This window comes from Cellulomonas aerilata (assembly GCF_007991755.1).
In the GTDB taxonomy this organism is placed as follows: domain Bacteria; phylum Actinomycetota; class Actinomycetes; order Actinomycetales; family Cellulomonadaceae; genus Pengzhenrongella; species Pengzhenrongella aerilata.
The window spans coordinates 13,639-28,465 of record NZ_BJYY01000007.1 but is presented as its reverse complement, the minus strand read 5'-3'; the positions used below and the strand labels follow the sequence as shown (position 1 = coordinate 28,465).

15 protein-coding genes are annotated in these 14,827 nt (G+C 74.5%); 1 reads left to right on the top strand and 14 read right to left on the bottom strand.

Annotated features, from left to right (window positions below):
- Positions 1-70: 70 nt before the first annotated feature.
- Positions 71-877: a hypothetical protein gene (locus CAE01nite_RS05240; protein WP_146900997.1), complete on the bottom strand. Its 807-nt coding sequence runs from the start codon at positions 875-877 to the stop codon at positions 71-73.
- Positions 874-1,812 (bottom strand): ABC transporter ATP-binding protein, encoded by a 939-nt coding sequence (locus tag CAE01nite_RS05235; protein ID WP_146900994.1) that lies wholly within the window; start codon positions 1,810-1,812, stop codon positions 874-876. Before CAE01nite_RS05235 ends, CAE01nite_RS05240 begins: the two co-directional genes overlap by 4 nt.
- Positions 1,813-2,075: 263 nt before the next feature.
- Between CAE01nite_RS05235 and CAE01nite_RS05230 the strand changes: the two genes are divergently transcribed.
- Positions 2,076-2,924, top strand: coding sequence for a DUF2306 domain-containing protein (locus CAE01nite_RS05230; RefSeq protein WP_146900991.1), 849 nt, complete (start codon positions 2,076-2,078; stop codon positions 2,922-2,924).
- 31 nt (positions 2,925-2,955) lie between these two features.
- On the opposite strand, the gene CAE01nite_RS05225 is transcribed toward CAE01nite_RS05230, so the two are convergent.
- From CAE01nite_RS05225 to CAE01nite_RS05170, 12 genes are all read right to left on the bottom strand, one after another.
- Complete coding sequence (locus CAE01nite_RS05225; protein ID WP_146900988.1) at positions 2,956-3,282, bottom strand: hypothetical protein; 327 nt, start codon at positions 3,280-3,282, stop codon at positions 2,956-2,958.
- A 96-nt stretch (positions 3,283-3,378) separates the two neighbouring features.
- The gene (locus CAE01nite_RS05220; protein ID WP_146900984.1) at positions 3,379-3,846 is read right to left on the bottom strand and encodes a PRC-barrel domain-containing protein; all 468 of its coding nucleotides are present in this window, start codon (positions 3,844-3,846) and stop codon (positions 3,379-3,381) included.
- A 223-nt stretch (positions 3,847-4,069) separates the two neighbouring features.
- Positions 4,070-4,276, bottom strand: coding sequence for a dodecin (locus CAE01nite_RS05215; protein WP_146900982.1), 207 nt, complete (start codon positions 4,274-4,276; stop codon positions 4,070-4,072).
- 124 nt (positions 4,277-4,400) lie between these two features.
- Positions 4,401-5,072, bottom strand: a complete 672-nt coding sequence (locus tag CAE01nite_RS05210; protein ID WP_146900979.1) for a hypothetical protein — start codon at positions 5,070-5,072, stop codon at positions 4,401-4,403.
- Positions 5,069-6,523, bottom strand: coding sequence for a M23 family metallopeptidase (locus tag CAE01nite_RS05205; protein ID WP_146900976.1), 1,455 nt, complete (start codon positions 6,521-6,523; stop codon positions 5,069-5,071). Before CAE01nite_RS05205 ends, CAE01nite_RS05210 begins: the two co-directional genes overlap by 4 nt.
- A 28-nt stretch (positions 6,524-6,551) precedes the next feature.
- Complete coding sequence (locus CAE01nite_RS05200) at positions 6,552-7,151, bottom strand: hypothetical protein (protein WP_146900974.1); 600 nt, start codon at positions 7,149-7,151, stop codon at positions 6,552-6,554.
- Positions 7,151-9,304, bottom strand: a complete 2,154-nt coding sequence (locus CAE01nite_RS05195; RefSeq protein WP_146900971.1) for a hypothetical protein — start codon at positions 9,302-9,304, stop codon at positions 7,151-7,153. The genes CAE01nite_RS05200 and CAE01nite_RS05195 overlap by 1 nt, the downstream gene beginning before the upstream one ends.
- On the bottom strand, positions 9,301-12,009 hold the full coding sequence (locus tag CAE01nite_RS05190; protein WP_146900969.1) for an ATP-binding protein: 2,709 nt from the start codon (positions 12,007-12,009) through the stop codon (positions 9,301-9,303). The genes CAE01nite_RS05195 and CAE01nite_RS05190 overlap by 4 nt, the downstream gene beginning before the upstream one ends.
- On the bottom strand, positions 12,009-12,443 hold the full coding sequence (locus tag CAE01nite_RS05185; RefSeq protein WP_146900966.1) for a hypothetical protein: 435 nt from the start codon (positions 12,441-12,443) through the stop codon (positions 12,009-12,011). The genes CAE01nite_RS05190 and CAE01nite_RS05185 overlap by 1 nt, the downstream gene beginning before the upstream one ends.
- Before the next feature lie 10 nt (positions 12,444-12,453).
- A complete protein-coding gene (locus CAE01nite_RS05180; RefSeq protein ID WP_146900963.1) occupies positions 12,454-12,720 on the bottom strand; it encodes a hypothetical protein in 267 nt (88 codons plus the stop codon).
- A gap of 317 nt (positions 12,721-13,037) precedes the next feature.
- On the bottom strand, positions 13,038-13,355 hold the full coding sequence (locus tag CAE01nite_RS05175; protein WP_146900960.1) for a PAAR domain-containing protein: 318 nt from the start codon (positions 13,353-13,355) through the stop codon (positions 13,038-13,040).
- 15 nt (positions 13,356-13,370) lie between these two features.
- On the bottom strand, positions 13,371-14,663 hold the full coding sequence (locus CAE01nite_RS05170) for a COG1470 family protein (RefSeq protein ID WP_146900957.1): 1,293 nt from the start codon (positions 14,661-14,663) through the stop codon (positions 13,371-13,373).
- Positions 14,664-14,827 lie beyond the last annotated feature (164 nt).

The window sequence follows — 14,827 nt, the reverse complement described above, 5'->3', positions numbered from 1 at the left end:
GACAGGACCGTCACGTCGACGGCGAGTGCGGCGACCTCCCCGAGGCGACGCTCACGGATGTCGAGAGCACTCAGCGCGCCGCGTCGTCGCGGGCGAGCCGCACCCAGCCGGCGGCCAGCCCGCCGACTCCCCATGCGCCCAGCACCGCGAAGGCTGCCTCCGTCGACATGCCGGGCGGGCCGCCGCCGAGCAGGAGGAAGGCCGTCCCGGAGCCGGGCAGGAACGAGGCGACGTCGACCATCCACGGCTGCCCGGCGGCCAGCAGGAACAGCGGGAGCACGAGGATCAGCAGGAAGACGGTGACGAGCGCGGCGGCGACGCTGCGCAGCAGGAAGCCGAGTCCCACCGCGAGCGCGGAGCTCGCCGCGAGGACGAAGGCGACGGTGCCGAGGGTGTCGACGCCCTCGCCGACCGGCAGCCGCAGCGTGGGCGACGCCGCCAGGTAGCCCGCGAGCGCCGAGAGGAACCCCAGCACGACGGCGACCACGGTGGTGGTCACCACGACCACGATCGTGCGAGCGGCGAAGAGCACACCCCGGCGCGGGGTCCACTGCAGCGTCAGCACGATGCCGCCGGTCGCGTAGTCCGCGGCCACGGCGGTGACCGCGAGGGCGAGCAGGGCGAACTGGGCGGGCATCGCCGAGATCGCCGACACCGCCCAGGCGGCGTCCCCCTGCGACTCGGCCGGGTCGGCGCTCGAGCCGGCGACCAGGCCGAGCCCGATCGTCGCGACGGCGGCCGCGGCGAGGAACCACCACGTGGACCGGACGGTCCACAGCCGCGCCCACTCGGCAGCGAGGGTGCGGGTCGACACGGACCCCACCGGGACGTCGTCCGCCGCGAGCCGCGGCACCGCCTGGACGGACTCAGTGGTCACCGCTCCTCCTTCGGGGTGGTCGGAGCAGACGGCTGCGGCCCGCTCCGGTGGTCCACATGGCGCTCGGTCAGCTCGAGGTAGGCCTGCTCGAGGTCGTGCGTGCCGTCGCTGAGGTGGTGCAGAGGGACCCCGACCTCGTGCGCCACGACGCTCACCTGCTCCGCCGACGCGCCCTCCACCTCGATCTCGTCCCCGTGGGCGCGGGCGGTGAGCCCCCGCCGGGTCAGCTCGGCCAGCATCCGGTCCGGCTCCGGCGTCCGGAGCCTCGCCCGCGGACCGCCCATGCCCTGCAGCACCTCGTCCGTGGTCGCGTCGGCGATCAGTCGGCCCCGTCCGATCACCACCAGGCGGTCCGCCGTCTGCTGCATCTCCGCCAGGAGGTGGCTGGAGAGCAGAACGGTCCGGCCCTCGTCCGCGAGCTGGCGCAGCAGGCCGCGGAGCCAGCGGACGCCGTCCAGGTCCAGCCCGTTGATCGGCTCGTCGAAGATCAGCACGCTCGGGTTGCCGAGGAGCGCGGCGGCGATGCCCAGGCGTTGGCGCATGCCGAGCGAGTAGCCCTTGACCCGGCGTCCCGCGGCGCCGCCCAGGCCGGCCAGGTCGATCACCTCGTCCACGCGACGCCGCGGCAGCCCGGCGGTCCGCGCCGCCACCTGCAGGTGCGCCCGCCCGGAGCGCCCCGGGTGCACGAGGCCGGCGTCCAGCAGGGCGCCCACCCGCCGCAGCGGATCCCGGAGGGAGGCGAAGGGCTGCCCGTCCACGAGCGCCTCCCCCGACGTCGGCCGGTCCAGACCCAGCACGAGCCGCATCGTCGTCGACTTGCCGGCGCCGTTCGGGCCGAGGAAGCCGGTCACCTTGCCGGGCTCGACGGCGAACGACAGGTCGTCGACCGCGAGCGCGTTGCCGTACCTCTTCGTCAGTCCACGGACCTCGATCATCGGCGCTCCTGCGACAGCGGGACGGGGCGTCGACTCTCGCGCAGTATCTATCGAAAGTCAATCACTACCCATCGACTCGCGACACGACGCGCGACAGTGACGCGGTGCTCGGTCCCCGGCGGATTCCTCCGGCGCGGAGAGGCTGGTCGCCGGCGGAGTGACCGAGCCGCTGGACCAGGCGTCCCGGACGTCTGGTCCGCAGCCGCATCCGCGCGACGAGCCGCACTACACTCGTCGCGTCCTGCCGACTGACGAGGGTTGACGTGGATGCGCTCAGGGGAACGGTCGAGCGTCCGCAGCGAGATGGCGGGCTCCCAGGGCTCGTCGCCCTGCGCCGGGCGGCCCTCGCTCTCGTCCTGACCGTCTGGGTCAGCATCGGCCTGTTCGGCGTGTACATCCTCGCCCACTACGCGGGCGCGATCGGCGACCGGGACCTGCCCGCGTGGAACGCGGTGCTGCCTCGGCTGTACGAGCGGGACACCCCTGCAGCGACCGCTGCCATCGGTCTCCACTTCTTCGCCGGCGGGGTCATCCTGCTCCTCGGCGGCGTCCAGCTGATCGGCTCCCTCCGCAGCCGCTACCCGGTCGTCCACCGCTCCCTGGGCCGGGTCTACGTCGGGGCGTCGCTGCTCGCCGGTCTCGGCGGTCTGGGTTTCATCGTCGCCAAGGGCACGGTCGGCGGAACCGTGATGGACGTCGGCTTCGGCCTCTACGGGGTCCTCATGGTCGTCTGCGCCGTGCAGGCCTACCGGCATGCGAGGGCCCGCCGGGTGGCCCCCCACCGGGCCTGGGCGCTGCGCTTGTTCGCCCTTGCGGTCGGCTCCTGGCTCTACCGCATGGACTACGGGTTCTGGTTGCTGCTCTTCGGCGAGGCGGGGCACACCGAGGACTTCCGGGGGGCGTTCGACCGCGTGATGTGCTTCTTCTTCTACGTACCGAACCTGCTGGTCGTGGAGGCCTTCGTTCGCGGGCGCCGGCCGACGGGGTCCGCCGTCTCGCGGCGCGTGGCCACCGGAGTGCTCCTGGCCGCGACCGGCTTCCTCCTGGTCGGCACCTACTTCTTCGCGGTCGAGCTGTGGCTCCCGGCCATCGCCGACCGGCTCGGTGACTGAGGAGGTCGGGCGACCCGCGGGGTCGGTCGGCTCAGACGTCGAGGTGGACCATGACGGACGCCCCCGCGCGTCGCAGGTCCATCCCGTCGGGGTCGCCGACCGACGTCGTCCGCAGGGCCTCGAGCACCATGCCGGACGCGGGGGCCGCGGCCTCCAGAGCCGTGTCGACGTGGTGGACGCGGCGCTCACGCACCTGGTGGACCGCCTCGCACACCAGTCGCGCCGCCTCCCGGGCACCGTCGCCGAACCGCTCGGACTCGATCGTCAAGCGGGCGTGGTCGGGGTCGGGGTACTCGACCACGACGGTCGCCCCGGAGGAACGGAGGACGGTGCGCTCGGTCTGCAGTGACGGGACCATGAGGACCTTCTCGGGTCGAGAGCCGCCGGGGTGCGTCCAGTCCACCGCGTCCCGCACCACCGGCACAAGGGGTATGCCCCACGGCACACCCGACGTTCACCGCCGGTTCCCCGGCGCGACGTACTTGCGCAGGTAGGCGGTGCCGGATCCGGAGCGCACCGTCCCCGCGGGCGACCGCTCGGCGGAGCCGGTGGTGGCGCCCGGGGCGTCGCCGAGGGCCCGCGCCCCGGCGTGGTGGGAGTGGTGGTCCAGTCCGTAGTGCCGGTACAGCAGCGCCTCCTCCGCCTCGGACAGGTGCCCCTCCGCACTGTTGGTGCGGGGCGCGTCCTTGACGGCGGACCGGTCGTACGGGACGACGACGTGGTCGCCGCGCACGGTGCCGCCGCCGAGCGGGACGAAGGTCTCGCTGGTCCCGAACAGGCCGGTGGCCACCGTCGCCCACTCCGGGGTGCCGGTGCGCTCGTCGAGGAACACCTGCTTCACCGTCCCGATCCGTTCGCCGTCGGGGCCGACGACGGCGCCACCCGAGGTGAGCAGGGTGTCGATCTCGTCGATGCGGATCATGGTGGTCCTCCACTGGTCTGTCGGCGGACCGTGTCGTCACGGCGCACGGGTCAGCCGGTCGGCGGCACGGGTCCCTCGCCGGGCACCCGTCCATGAGGACGCCACCGAGCCGCGGGCATGACGCGCGACGAGGCGCGCGAGCGGCAGCCGGCAGTCGAGCGGCACGCCACCGTGCCGCCCGGGGTCCGCCGGGTGCCGCCCGCGTGCCGGCCGTCGCCGGCGGTCACTCCACCCGGAAGCCGATCTTGAGCGTCACCTGCAGGTGGGCGACCTCGCCGTCCACGACGTGCCCGCGGACCGACGTGGTCTCGAACCACTCGATGTTCCGCACGGTCTCGGACGCCTTGCGCACCGCGGTGCGGATGGCGTCGTCGACGCTGACCTCGCTGCTCCCGACGATCTCGCTCAGGCGGTAGACGTGGTTGCTCATGGTCTGTCCCCTTCCGCCGGGCACCAGGCAGCGCCCGTCCCGGCGATGCTGGCACAGGGCGTGTCCGCACGGCGGGACCGGCGAGGGGGCGGGCGGAGCCGGGCTCCGACGTCCGAGCCGCCGCTCACTCGTAGACGAACAGCCGGTGCAGCGGGACGGCGCGTGCCCTCTCCGGTCGCTCGAAGGCGGCCTGGGCCAGCCAGTAGTGGGTGGGGTGCATGACCTGCACGACGAAGTCCCCGCCGCGGTCCAGCGGCTCGCTGACGGCGACCCACCAGGACCAGCCACCGGGCTCGTGCTGGAGGCGCAGGGTGCGCCCGGTCAGCGAGCCCGCGTCGCGGGCGGCGCGCGGGCGGCGGACGGGCGGCTCGTGCAGGGTCGGGCGGACGTGGTCGAGCCACGACCCGCCGCCGAGGTCGCCCGTGGACGCCTCGTGCCCCGGGTGCCCACCGGGCTGGACCGCGTCGCGGTAGACCCACGTCCGCGCCACCGGCCACCACTGCACGATCATGCGGACGTCCGGGAACGCCCGGGCGAGCCAGAAGGCGTACGGCGCCGCCACGGCGAGCGAGTCCTGCTCGTCCGAGCCGTCGGGCTGCGGCCTGGTCTGCCGTCCCGCCTGGGCGACCACCTGCCCGTCGAGGAAGTAGTGCCCGGGGACGCCGATGGTCACCTCGTCGCCGACGAGCAGCTCGGGCACGTACCGGGCCGGGACGGGGTGCCGCGCAGGCGGGACGTGCGCCTGCCAGGCGACGTCGGGGACCGCGAACACCTCGGCCTCCCACGGCTCGCTCACGGGAGCCCGCCGCGCAGGTCGACGCCCCGCTCGAGCATGAACGCGACCGGGTCGACCGGGGCGCCGCCGACGTGCGTCTCGAGGTGGAAGTGCGGCCCGGTCCCGACGCCGGTGCCTCCCGACAGCGCGATCACCTGGCCGCCGGTCACCGGGTCACCCGGCGCGACGAGCGCCTGGGACAGGTGCAGGTACCACGTCTGGATGCCACCGGCGTGCTCGACGACCACCATCAGGCCCCCGGTGGCGTGCCACGTCACCGTGGACACGACCCCGTCCGACGCCGCCCGCAGCGGCGTGCCGGTCGCCGCCTGGAAGTCGGTGCCCGCGTGCAGCTTCCACACGCCGGTCACCGGGTGCAGGCGCATCCCGAACTCCGAGCTGATCGAGCTGGCGAGCGGGGAGGTCCAGGCGCCGGCGGGGATCGGCGACCCGTCGGCGAAGACGCCGGCGGGCACGCCGACGTTCGCCGCGCAGAACCCGTCGATGTCGAACCCGCTGGCGCGGAACTCCTCCGCCGTCACGATCGACGCGTCACCGTCCGCGGGCGAGAGGACCGGTGCGGCCGACGACGTCGCCGCGCCGGGCGGCGTGGGCGTGGGCGCTGCGGGCGCGGGCGTCGGCGTCGGCGGGGGCGTCGGCGCTGCGGGCGTGGGCGCCGGCGCCGCGGCCGGCGGGAGCGCCGGGGCGGTGGGCTCGACCGTCGCGGCCACGGGCACCGGCTGGGCGCCGGCGAGCGCCGCGACGATCCGGACGGCCCGCGGCTCGTGCTTGGCGTAGGCGTTGGGGAACGCCGACCGCTGCACCTTCTGCGCGGCGACGGTGACCGGCAGCTGCTCCCACCCGGGCACCTCGATCAGGCCGCCGGGGCTGGCCCTGCCGGTGCCGGGGTCGAAGTGCGGGGACCCGGGACCACCGAAGAACGCCCGCGCGGAGAAGTCGGCCGACCTCACCTGCTCGGGTGTCCCCCAGCCCTGCGACGGACGCTGCTGGAAGGGCCCGAGCGAGTCCCGGTCCCCGAAGTCGAGCTCGCGCAGCCCGGACTCCTGCAGCGCCGTCGCGACCGCGACCACCATCCCCCGCGTCCCCACGCCCGCCGCCGTGCCCGCGGCGACGATCGCCTGCGCGACGGCGATCTGCTCGGTCTGCCCCGGGCCGAAGCCGTCGACGAGGCCGCCCTCGGGGATCTCCGGCAGGTCGCCGACCGCTGTCGGCACGTACCCGCCCCCGGCCGCCCCGGAGGCGCTGGTGACGTCGTAGCCCAGGGTGCGGCAGGCCGCCCGGGCCTGCTGGTCCGAGCCGCCGCCCGAGACGCTCGCGCTGATCCCGGCGCCGACCAGCACCGCACCGACGCCGAGGAGCCCGAGCAGCGCGGCGAGCCGCCACCGGTGACGCAGCAGCCATCCCGCACCCTGCTGCGCCGCCCACCTGCCCAGGAGGGTCAGGACCTCCATGTCACCTCCTTCGCCGGACCTGTCGCCGTCAGGCGGTCGGCTCCACGTCGGTGGCCAACCATGTGCCGTCGACCAGTTGGACGTGCACGCGGACGAACTCCCCGGTGGTCGGCACGTCGAAGACACCGGCCTCGGCGTTGGCTGCGACCTCGACCGGCTGGCCGGCCACCGTCACGGCCGGGACGTTGGCCGGGTCCGCGTCGGTCAGGGACGCCAGCAGTTCGGGCGTGGAGTGCTCCGCGAGCCCGGCCTGCCACGTCGCCGCGTCGAGGTCCGGACGGGCCCACACCGAGACGAACTCCGCGGCCGCCTGCTGGGCCGCCAGGACCGGGTCGTCCTCGGTGGGGTCGCTGCTGAGGGCGTCGGTCCCGCCGGCCGTGCCGCCGGCCGTCCCGTCGGTGCGGCCGGTCGGGCTCGGCGACGGGGACGGCGTGGCCAGGGGCTGCCGACCCGGGGTGGGCGTCGCGGTGGCCGCCGTCGTCCCGGCGGCCACCGGCTCGCCCGCGGTGCCGCGGTCGTTCACCGCTCCCAGCAGCATGACGGCGACGACCGCCGCCGCGATGACGCCCAGCAGGCGCAGCGGCGAGTGCAGCGGCCACCGGATCAGCGGGCCGAAGAGGTGCCACATCAGCGGTCATCCCCCAGGGCGTCGACGCGCGCGGCGGTGCGACCGCCCTGGGGCCGCCACAGCACGAACACCTCCTCGCCGTCGACGTCGCGCACGTTGGCCTCCGTGACACCGACGGGCACCCGCTCGTCGGGGCGCAGCACCCGGGGCGTCGCCGGAGCGGCGAGGTCGGCGTCGTCCGGCACGTCCGCCCCGCCGACCGGGGCGCGCTCGGCCGCGCGGGTCCCGCCGCCCTGGTGCCGCAGGCGCTCCGCCTCGTCGGCCGGGTGGGCGGGGTGCGGACGCGCGGCGACGACGCCGCCCTCGACGACGATCGTCCGGCCCTCCGGATCCCCGTCGCCCACGACCGCCGCCGGCCCCGCCCGCCGGGCCGCGACGCCGCCCGAGGTGACGAAGGCGACGTCCTGGCGCGGACGACGCGGTGGCCCGGCGCCGGTGTCCAGGTCGACCTCCGGGCGTCCCGCGAACGTCCCACGGGTGCTGACGGCCGTCCCGGCGCCGCTGTACGCCGGGCCGGCCGGGAGCGCCGGACGCTCGGTGGCGACCTCCCCGCCCGCCCGCGGGCTGTGGGCCACCGGTCCGTCGTTGCGTGCCACGGGCGGGGCGTCCCCGACGACCGCGTCGTCGACGCCCGCGGTGACGGCCCGCTTCGTCGCCGTGGTGCTGACCGCCAGCCGTCCCATCCGTCGCAGGAAGCCGGCGCCCGGGACGGTGCTCTTGGGTCGCAGCAGCTTGAACAGGATCAGCGGCAGGGCCAGCGCGAGCACGGCCTGGAGCCCGAACGGCAGGTCGGAGCGGAACACCGACGAGATCAGCGCGAGGTTCACCAGCGCCGCGATCCAGTACAGCGGTCCCATGATGAGGAACCGGCCGAACTGGCCGACGACGCCGATCACCCAGCCCCGGGCCAGCTCCAGCATCCCGAAGACCCCCAGGGCGGGGGCGAGCGGGATGAAGAGCCTCGTCACGGTGTAGGCCACGACCACGAACACGCCGGCGACCAGCAGGAACGGCATCGTGATGGCCGTCATGAGCGTGACGGTCGCAGCGGCGTCCCAGCGCCCCTGGTTCCCGGTGAGCTGCTGGTAGGCGAGCGGGTCGGCGCTCTCGACCTCCGCCGCCGTCGCGGCCCACAGGTTCTTCTTCTCCTCGACGATCGCCTGCCCGGCTTCCGGGTCCTCGTCGAGGGTCTGCGCCTCCCACCAGGTCATGTGCGAGGCGCGGAACAGGTCCGGACCGTGCTCGCGGGCGACGGCGCTGTCGGAGGAGCCCAGCGTCCCCTCGAGCCAGGCCGAGTAGAGGCTGTTGCGGTTGATCGAGTCCATCTGCTGGGTCAGGGCCCCCGACGCGCCGTCGGCGTCGTCGGTCGTGGACGTCGCCCGGGCGGAGGCGGTCACCGTCTCCTGGATCAGGCCGTCGACCGCCCGCGCGGAGGAGATCGGGTAGCTCATGACGTACGTCGCCGCGACCAGCACGAGCAGCGCCCAGCCGGCCGACGTGACCGCGTTGGAGAACTCCGCCCGCGCCGCCGCGACGAGCACCGTCCCGGCGACCAGCACGAGCGCGATCGTGATCCACGGCGTCCAGACGCCGTCGCGCACGGTCTGCGTCGCCTCGGTGATGGTCCGGTCCAGCGGGGCGAGCCAGGTCGGGTCGACCACGAAGCCCAGCGTGCTGTGCACCAGCGCGTTCGTGCTGGCCGCCCCGGCGAGCAGGAGGTTGCCCACCCCCGTCACGAACCCGGGCCCCCACGCGGAGCCCGGGACGCAGCCGTTGTCGTAGTTGACCCAGCGGTAGCTGTACCCGTAGACGTCCGAGAGGGCGACGTCGGGGTCGGTGAACGGGTCGCCCGGGCTGGTCTCGGCGTGCCCGGGCGCCAGCTTGCCGGGCAGCCCCGCGGTGGGCCGGTTGGGGGCCGGCGGGGGGGCGCACGCCTTGATCGCGGTCACCACCGTCGCGGCCGGGGCCGGCGCGGCGGAGGTCGCCGAGGTCGTCGCGGACGGCACCACGGCCGCCGACGTCGTCGACGACACGACAGGCGACGCCGACGACGCGGCGGACGCCGCGAACGCGGGACCGACCAGCACGAAGCCGACGGCCACGACCAGAGCGGCGAGCCGACGGACCGGGGACCCGCGCCCCGCGGTGCTCACGCGACCACCTCGGCGCCGTCGTCGACCAGCTGCAGCGAGCGGCGCTTGGTCGGGTCGGCCGTCGTGTCCAGCGCCGCGGACAGGCCGGGGTGGTTGGTGAAGTCGATGCGGATCTTCTCGATGCCGCCGCGGCCGCCGTCGCCCCCCATCCCGTCGCGGAAGATGAACTCGCGCGGCTCCTGGTTGCGCTCGTGCGAGCGGCGCGAGCGCGGGCTGAGCCGGCCCATCACGGCCTCGTAGCCGACCCCGACCGGCAGGCCCAGCAGCCGGCACGCGTCGGCCTGCGCCTGCTCGTCGGTCGTCTTGCCCACGAACGCGGCGCCGACGAAGTTGTTGATGTTCTGGCCGAGCACGTTGCTCGCGTTCTGCGTCGACAGCAGCGCCGCGATGTTGTGCTTGCGGGTGTCGGTGGCGACCTTCTGCACGAGGGTCGCGCCGGTGCCGACCTTGGTGATCTCGTGGGCCTCGTCGATCGCGATGCCCTTCCGCTCGTGCACGTCGGCCCGGTAGACGTTGCGCAGCGCCGACCACGCCGCGAGGTTCATGATCGGCCGGCTCATCAGCTCGTCGTACGACCAGTCCTCGCGGGGCTTGTCCTCCTGGGCCTGCACGAGCCCCTTGAGGTTGAAGACGGTCAGGCGCGGCGTGCCGACCTCTCCCCCGTCGTGCCCCCGGCCCGGTGCCGCGAAGAACAGCCGGGACAGCTCGCGCTCCCTCGCCTCCTGGAGCCGGGCGTGAATCGTCCGCGCGACGGCGTCGTCGCCCTGCGCCCGCGCGTGCAGCTCGGACAGGACCGCCTCGACCGTGGAGTGCTGGGTCGCGGCGGCGGCCGAGATGGCGTCGCGCAGGACGCTCTGCACCTCCTCGCGCTGGGCCGTCGCGGGCGGCAGGCACCACCGCAGCGTGTCGTAGGTGAGGTCACGGCGCTGGGCCTCGGCGGCGCTCATCGCCAGCCGCCAGGCGACCTCCGGGTTGTCCTCGTCGCGGAACCACTGCCGCAGCGGGTTGCGCACCATCGCGTACGGGTTGAGCGTCCCCGGCTCGGAGTCCAGGAGGTTCACGTTGAGCGACATGCCGCGGAACTCCGGCAGCATCGTCAGCGCCCCGAGCCGCCCGGACGGGTCCATGATCGTCCAGGTCACCCCCTGGGCGCAGGTCTTGTAGACGATGCCGCCCATGAGCCACGACTTGCCGGCGCCGAGGCCGCCGACCAGCGGCACCAGGCCGGACCCCTCGACGACCTCGGGGCCGTACCAGGGGTCCCAGGTGACGGCGCGCTCCGCGAACCCCGCGGTGTACCCGAGCAGGACCCCGCGCTTGTCCCCGACCTCCGCGGTCGCGGCCGGCACACCGGCGGCGAGCTTGAGCACGGGCATCCGCCGGGTGTGCCCGGAGTTCGCCAGCGGCTCCCCCGGCACGAACTCCCGGGCCAGCCGGTACTGGTCGAACTCGCGCTCGAGCCGGATGTTGGGCTTGTAGAGGTTCTGCACGGCGGTGGCCCGCGCGAGCGCCTCCTCCTCGGTCGGCCCCGAGACGGCGATGCGGAACCAGCCGCGCGTGCGGGTGCGCAGCCCGTCGAAGCCCGAGCGCATCTCGTCCTCGACCTCGCTGGCCCGCGCCGACTGGCGGCTGAGCTGGCGCGGCGGCTCCTTGTCGTGGTCCTTCACGTAGTGGTCGATCTGCGCCACGATCCGGTCCGACAGCTTGTTCATCTCACGCGAGGTGTCCTCGGGACGACGCACGTCCACCCGGAACGACCACTCCACCGGGAAGCGGAGCTTGTCGGTCTTGGCGATCCACGGCTCCTCCTTCTCCGGGATGTGCAGCTCGCCCATGCGCCCGACGGTGAGCACGACGACGTGCCGCGCGAGGCGCCGGTCCCCCATCGTCGACTCGACCCGGGTCGACAGCGCCAGCGGCTCCGCCGTCCAGTCCACCGCGCCGGCGAACTCGTCGAGGTCCTCCTTCGTCCAGGCGAACTCCTCGATGGTGTCCTGCTGCGGCACGGGGCAGCCCAGGGCGAAGGACCGGGCGAGCAGCCACGCCATGTCGTTGCCGACGGCGGGGATCGCCTCGATGCCGGGCCCGGCCATGATCGCGTCGGTCTCGTCGAGCTTGGCCTGGAGCGCCTCGCGCTCGCGGCGGGCGACGTCCGACACCACCCGGGAGGTCACGTCCACGACGGTGGACCGCGTGCCCAGGTCCACCCCGAAGTACACGAGCTTGTCGGACTGCATGCGCGTCGACAGCTGCAGCTGGTCGCGCTCCAGGATCCGCTCGAACCCGTGCGTGGGGGCCGGTGAGTTCCGGTAGGCGGCCTCGGCCCAGCTCGCGACCGGGTACGGCCGGCTGGTGATGCGGCCGTACATCGTCCGCCCGGTGAGCTCGGCCAGCTGCGCGGCCATCGCCGTGATGAGCGACTCGCCGTCGGCGACCGAGCGAAAGCTCCACATCTGCGGGTCCAGCAGGTACCAGGCCACCATCCGGCGGTCGGTGAAGGTGACGTTGTTCGCGACCCGCGACAGCGCCCACTTCATCTCGGTCCCGTGCGGCTTGGGGACGTCGGGGTGCGAGGAGCGACGGCGCGCGGCCTTGGCCGGCTGCCCGGTGATCGCCTCCTCCTCCGCGGGGTCGTAGTCGATCACCGGATCGTCCTCGGCCTGCGGTCGCCCCTTGGCGAACAGACCCTTGAGGTTGACGTGCATCAGGACCCCTTGCTCGCGGCTGCTCGGTTCGCGTACGACCGCCACCGGCGACGGCCGGACGGCAGCGGGTGCGGTGCACCGATCTCGGAGGTGCGGGCGCGGAACGCCCGGGTGGGACGGCTGCGCCGGCCCTTCGTGACGGCGCGCCGGGCGGTCAGCTCGTGCGCGAACGTCTGGATCAGGACGCCGACGGGACGCTCCTGGCTCGTGTGGTCCACGAACCACCCGGTCAGCCACGCGGTCCCGATGGCGAGGAGGCCGACCGACAGCAGGGAGTAGCCGATCCCGCTCTGGTTGATCGTCACGAGGCCGACCAGGAAGACCACCGGCCCCACGAGGATCGCCCGGTAGCGGAACCGTCCGATGTAGCGTCCCGGAGGCCCCAGGTACGTCTGGTCGACGTCGTAGATCTCGTCGTCATCGGGCAGCCGCATCGCCAGGACCTCAGGCTCGGAAGAGACCCACGAGCCAGGCGCCGATCTCCATCGCGGCTCCGGTCGTGGCCAGGGCCAGGATGGCCACGCCGACGACGGCGCACGCCCCGATCGTCACGACCTTCGAGATGTTCCCGTTCTTGCCCGCCCACAGCGCGGTGGCCGCGATGAGCAGCAGGATGATCGTGATGACGTTGTTCTGGATCCACGCGGACAAGCCCGTGGTCCCGAAGCCGGCCTGCGTGGCCAGCAGGTGCGCATTCGTCTGAACGCTCATTGATTGCCTCCGTGTCGTGGATCCTCGCTGTGCGACGCGTGATCGCGCCCCGGCGACATCGAGCGCCGGTCCCGTGCACGTCGTCCAACCCCATGGGTGACAGGTCCATGGTCCACCATCTGCACCGTACCCACCGACACGAGGCACCTGAACACCGAACCTGCGCAGCATGGACGTCTCCGGCGCCCTCAGGGCGCCGGTCGACGCGCCGGCGCGGACGGGCGCGCGGTCCGGTCCCCGGGCACGCCGCGCACGGAGGCCGGGGCGCTCGCGGACCGACCGGCGGATGCCGGGCGGGCCGACCGGTCGGGGTGCCGTCAGCCCCCGATGATCACGGTGGGGAGGCCGGGGCCCGGCGCGACGGGCGTGCCGTGCAGCGAGGGGTCCCCGAGGCGGGCGGCCGGGAAGCCGCCGATCAGCACCGTCGCGCTGCCCGTCGCGATCCCGTTCGGCGCCGGGGACACGCACACGATCCCGCCCGGGAGCCCGTTGCCGACGGCCGCGGGCATCCCGCCGATCAGCACCGTCGGCACCGCGGCCGCCGGGGTGATCGGCCCCCCGACGTGGGGCTTCGGGCCGTCGAACAGCGGGCACAGCGCAGTGTCACCGGCGCGCAGCGCGGGCCCCGTGGGCACGAGGGTCGCCCGGGTTCAGGGGGCCGGGGCGGGTGCCGGCGTGACGAGCAGCCCGCCGAAGTACATCGACGTGTCGCACTCGTCGGGGGGCTCGGCCCCGGGCGGCGCACCGACGGTGTTGCAGTCGACCGTGATCGTCAGCTCCTGGCCACCGCTGCCGACGATGGGGGTGATGAAGTGGTAGTCGAGGTCGCGGAAGTTCTCCAGCGCCGAGTCGAACAGCTCGCGCTCACCGACCTCCACCACCACCCGACCGAAGTCGCCCTGCGGGTTGCTCAGCACGATGTCCGTCAGCTGCAGCGTCGACCCGTCCGGGATCGGGAAGCTCGCCGAGCCCGACCCGTCGGTGGCCACCTGGAGCCGCTCGCCGACCGGCGTCTGGACCGCGGGCGGCGCGGTCTGCCCGGCGGTCACGGCCGCCTGCTCAGCCGCCTGCCCCGCCGACGTGGCGGACCCCTGCGCCGCCCCGGCAGCGGCGCCGGCCTCCTCGGCGGCGGCGGTCGCCTGCTCCGCCTTCGCCTCGGCCTGCTCGACCTGCTCCGCAGCCGCCGCCTGCGCGGCGGACTCGACCCGGGGCGCCAGCAGGTAGACCCAGAGCGCGGCGAGGGCCAGCAGCAGCAGGAGCGCCAGCACCAGCGCCTTGACCAGCGAGTGCGGGACCATCGGCTCCTGGACGTAGGTGCCGTCCAGCGTCACCGAGGTGCCGTCGCGCGGGTCCACCACGGCGGTGTACGGCAGCGTCCGCGCCGGGCCGCGCCAGATCGTCGTGTCCGGACGGACCCGGACGTCGACGAACGTCGCCTGACCGGGCGCGACGGTGCTGACCTCCGGCCGCACGTCGAAGGAGACGAGCCGGGCCTGGTCCGACGCCCGGAGCGCGACGGTGACCGGGCGGTTGCCGCGGTTGTCCACCGCCACGCGCACCCGCGCGCTGCGCCGTCCGTGCGACGTGCGCGGGATCAGCTCCGCCGTCGTGTCGCTGAACGGCAGCACCTCGACGGCGCCCTCGGGCACGACGGCCTGCTCCGGGTGCGCGTCGGGCACCACCCGGACCCCGTACCTCAGCTCGCCCGCGGCGACGTCGGCCGACCGGGGCGGGAAGAACATGACCGTGGCGGTCGCCGACGTGTCCGGGTAGAGCGTGACCTCGGCCGGCTCGACCGACGCCCAGCCGACGGCGGGGCCGACCACCTCCAGGCGGTACCCCTCGACGATGGTCCCGCTGTTGTGGATCTGCAGCGGGACGGTCGCCACCCCGCCCGGGTCCAGCGTGACGGGGCTGGGGTCGAGCGTCGCAGTCGTGGCCATGGCGCCGACGCTAGGGAGCGGCGGCCGGCCCCGGACCGACCGCGGGGCCGGACCTGGGGGCACCGCCGGTTGCCCGTTGAGCCCACGTTGACTGCACGGAGAGCGTCGCGGCGCACACTCCGGGCATCCGGCCGATGCGTCGTTCGGCCGCCGACCGAGGGAGC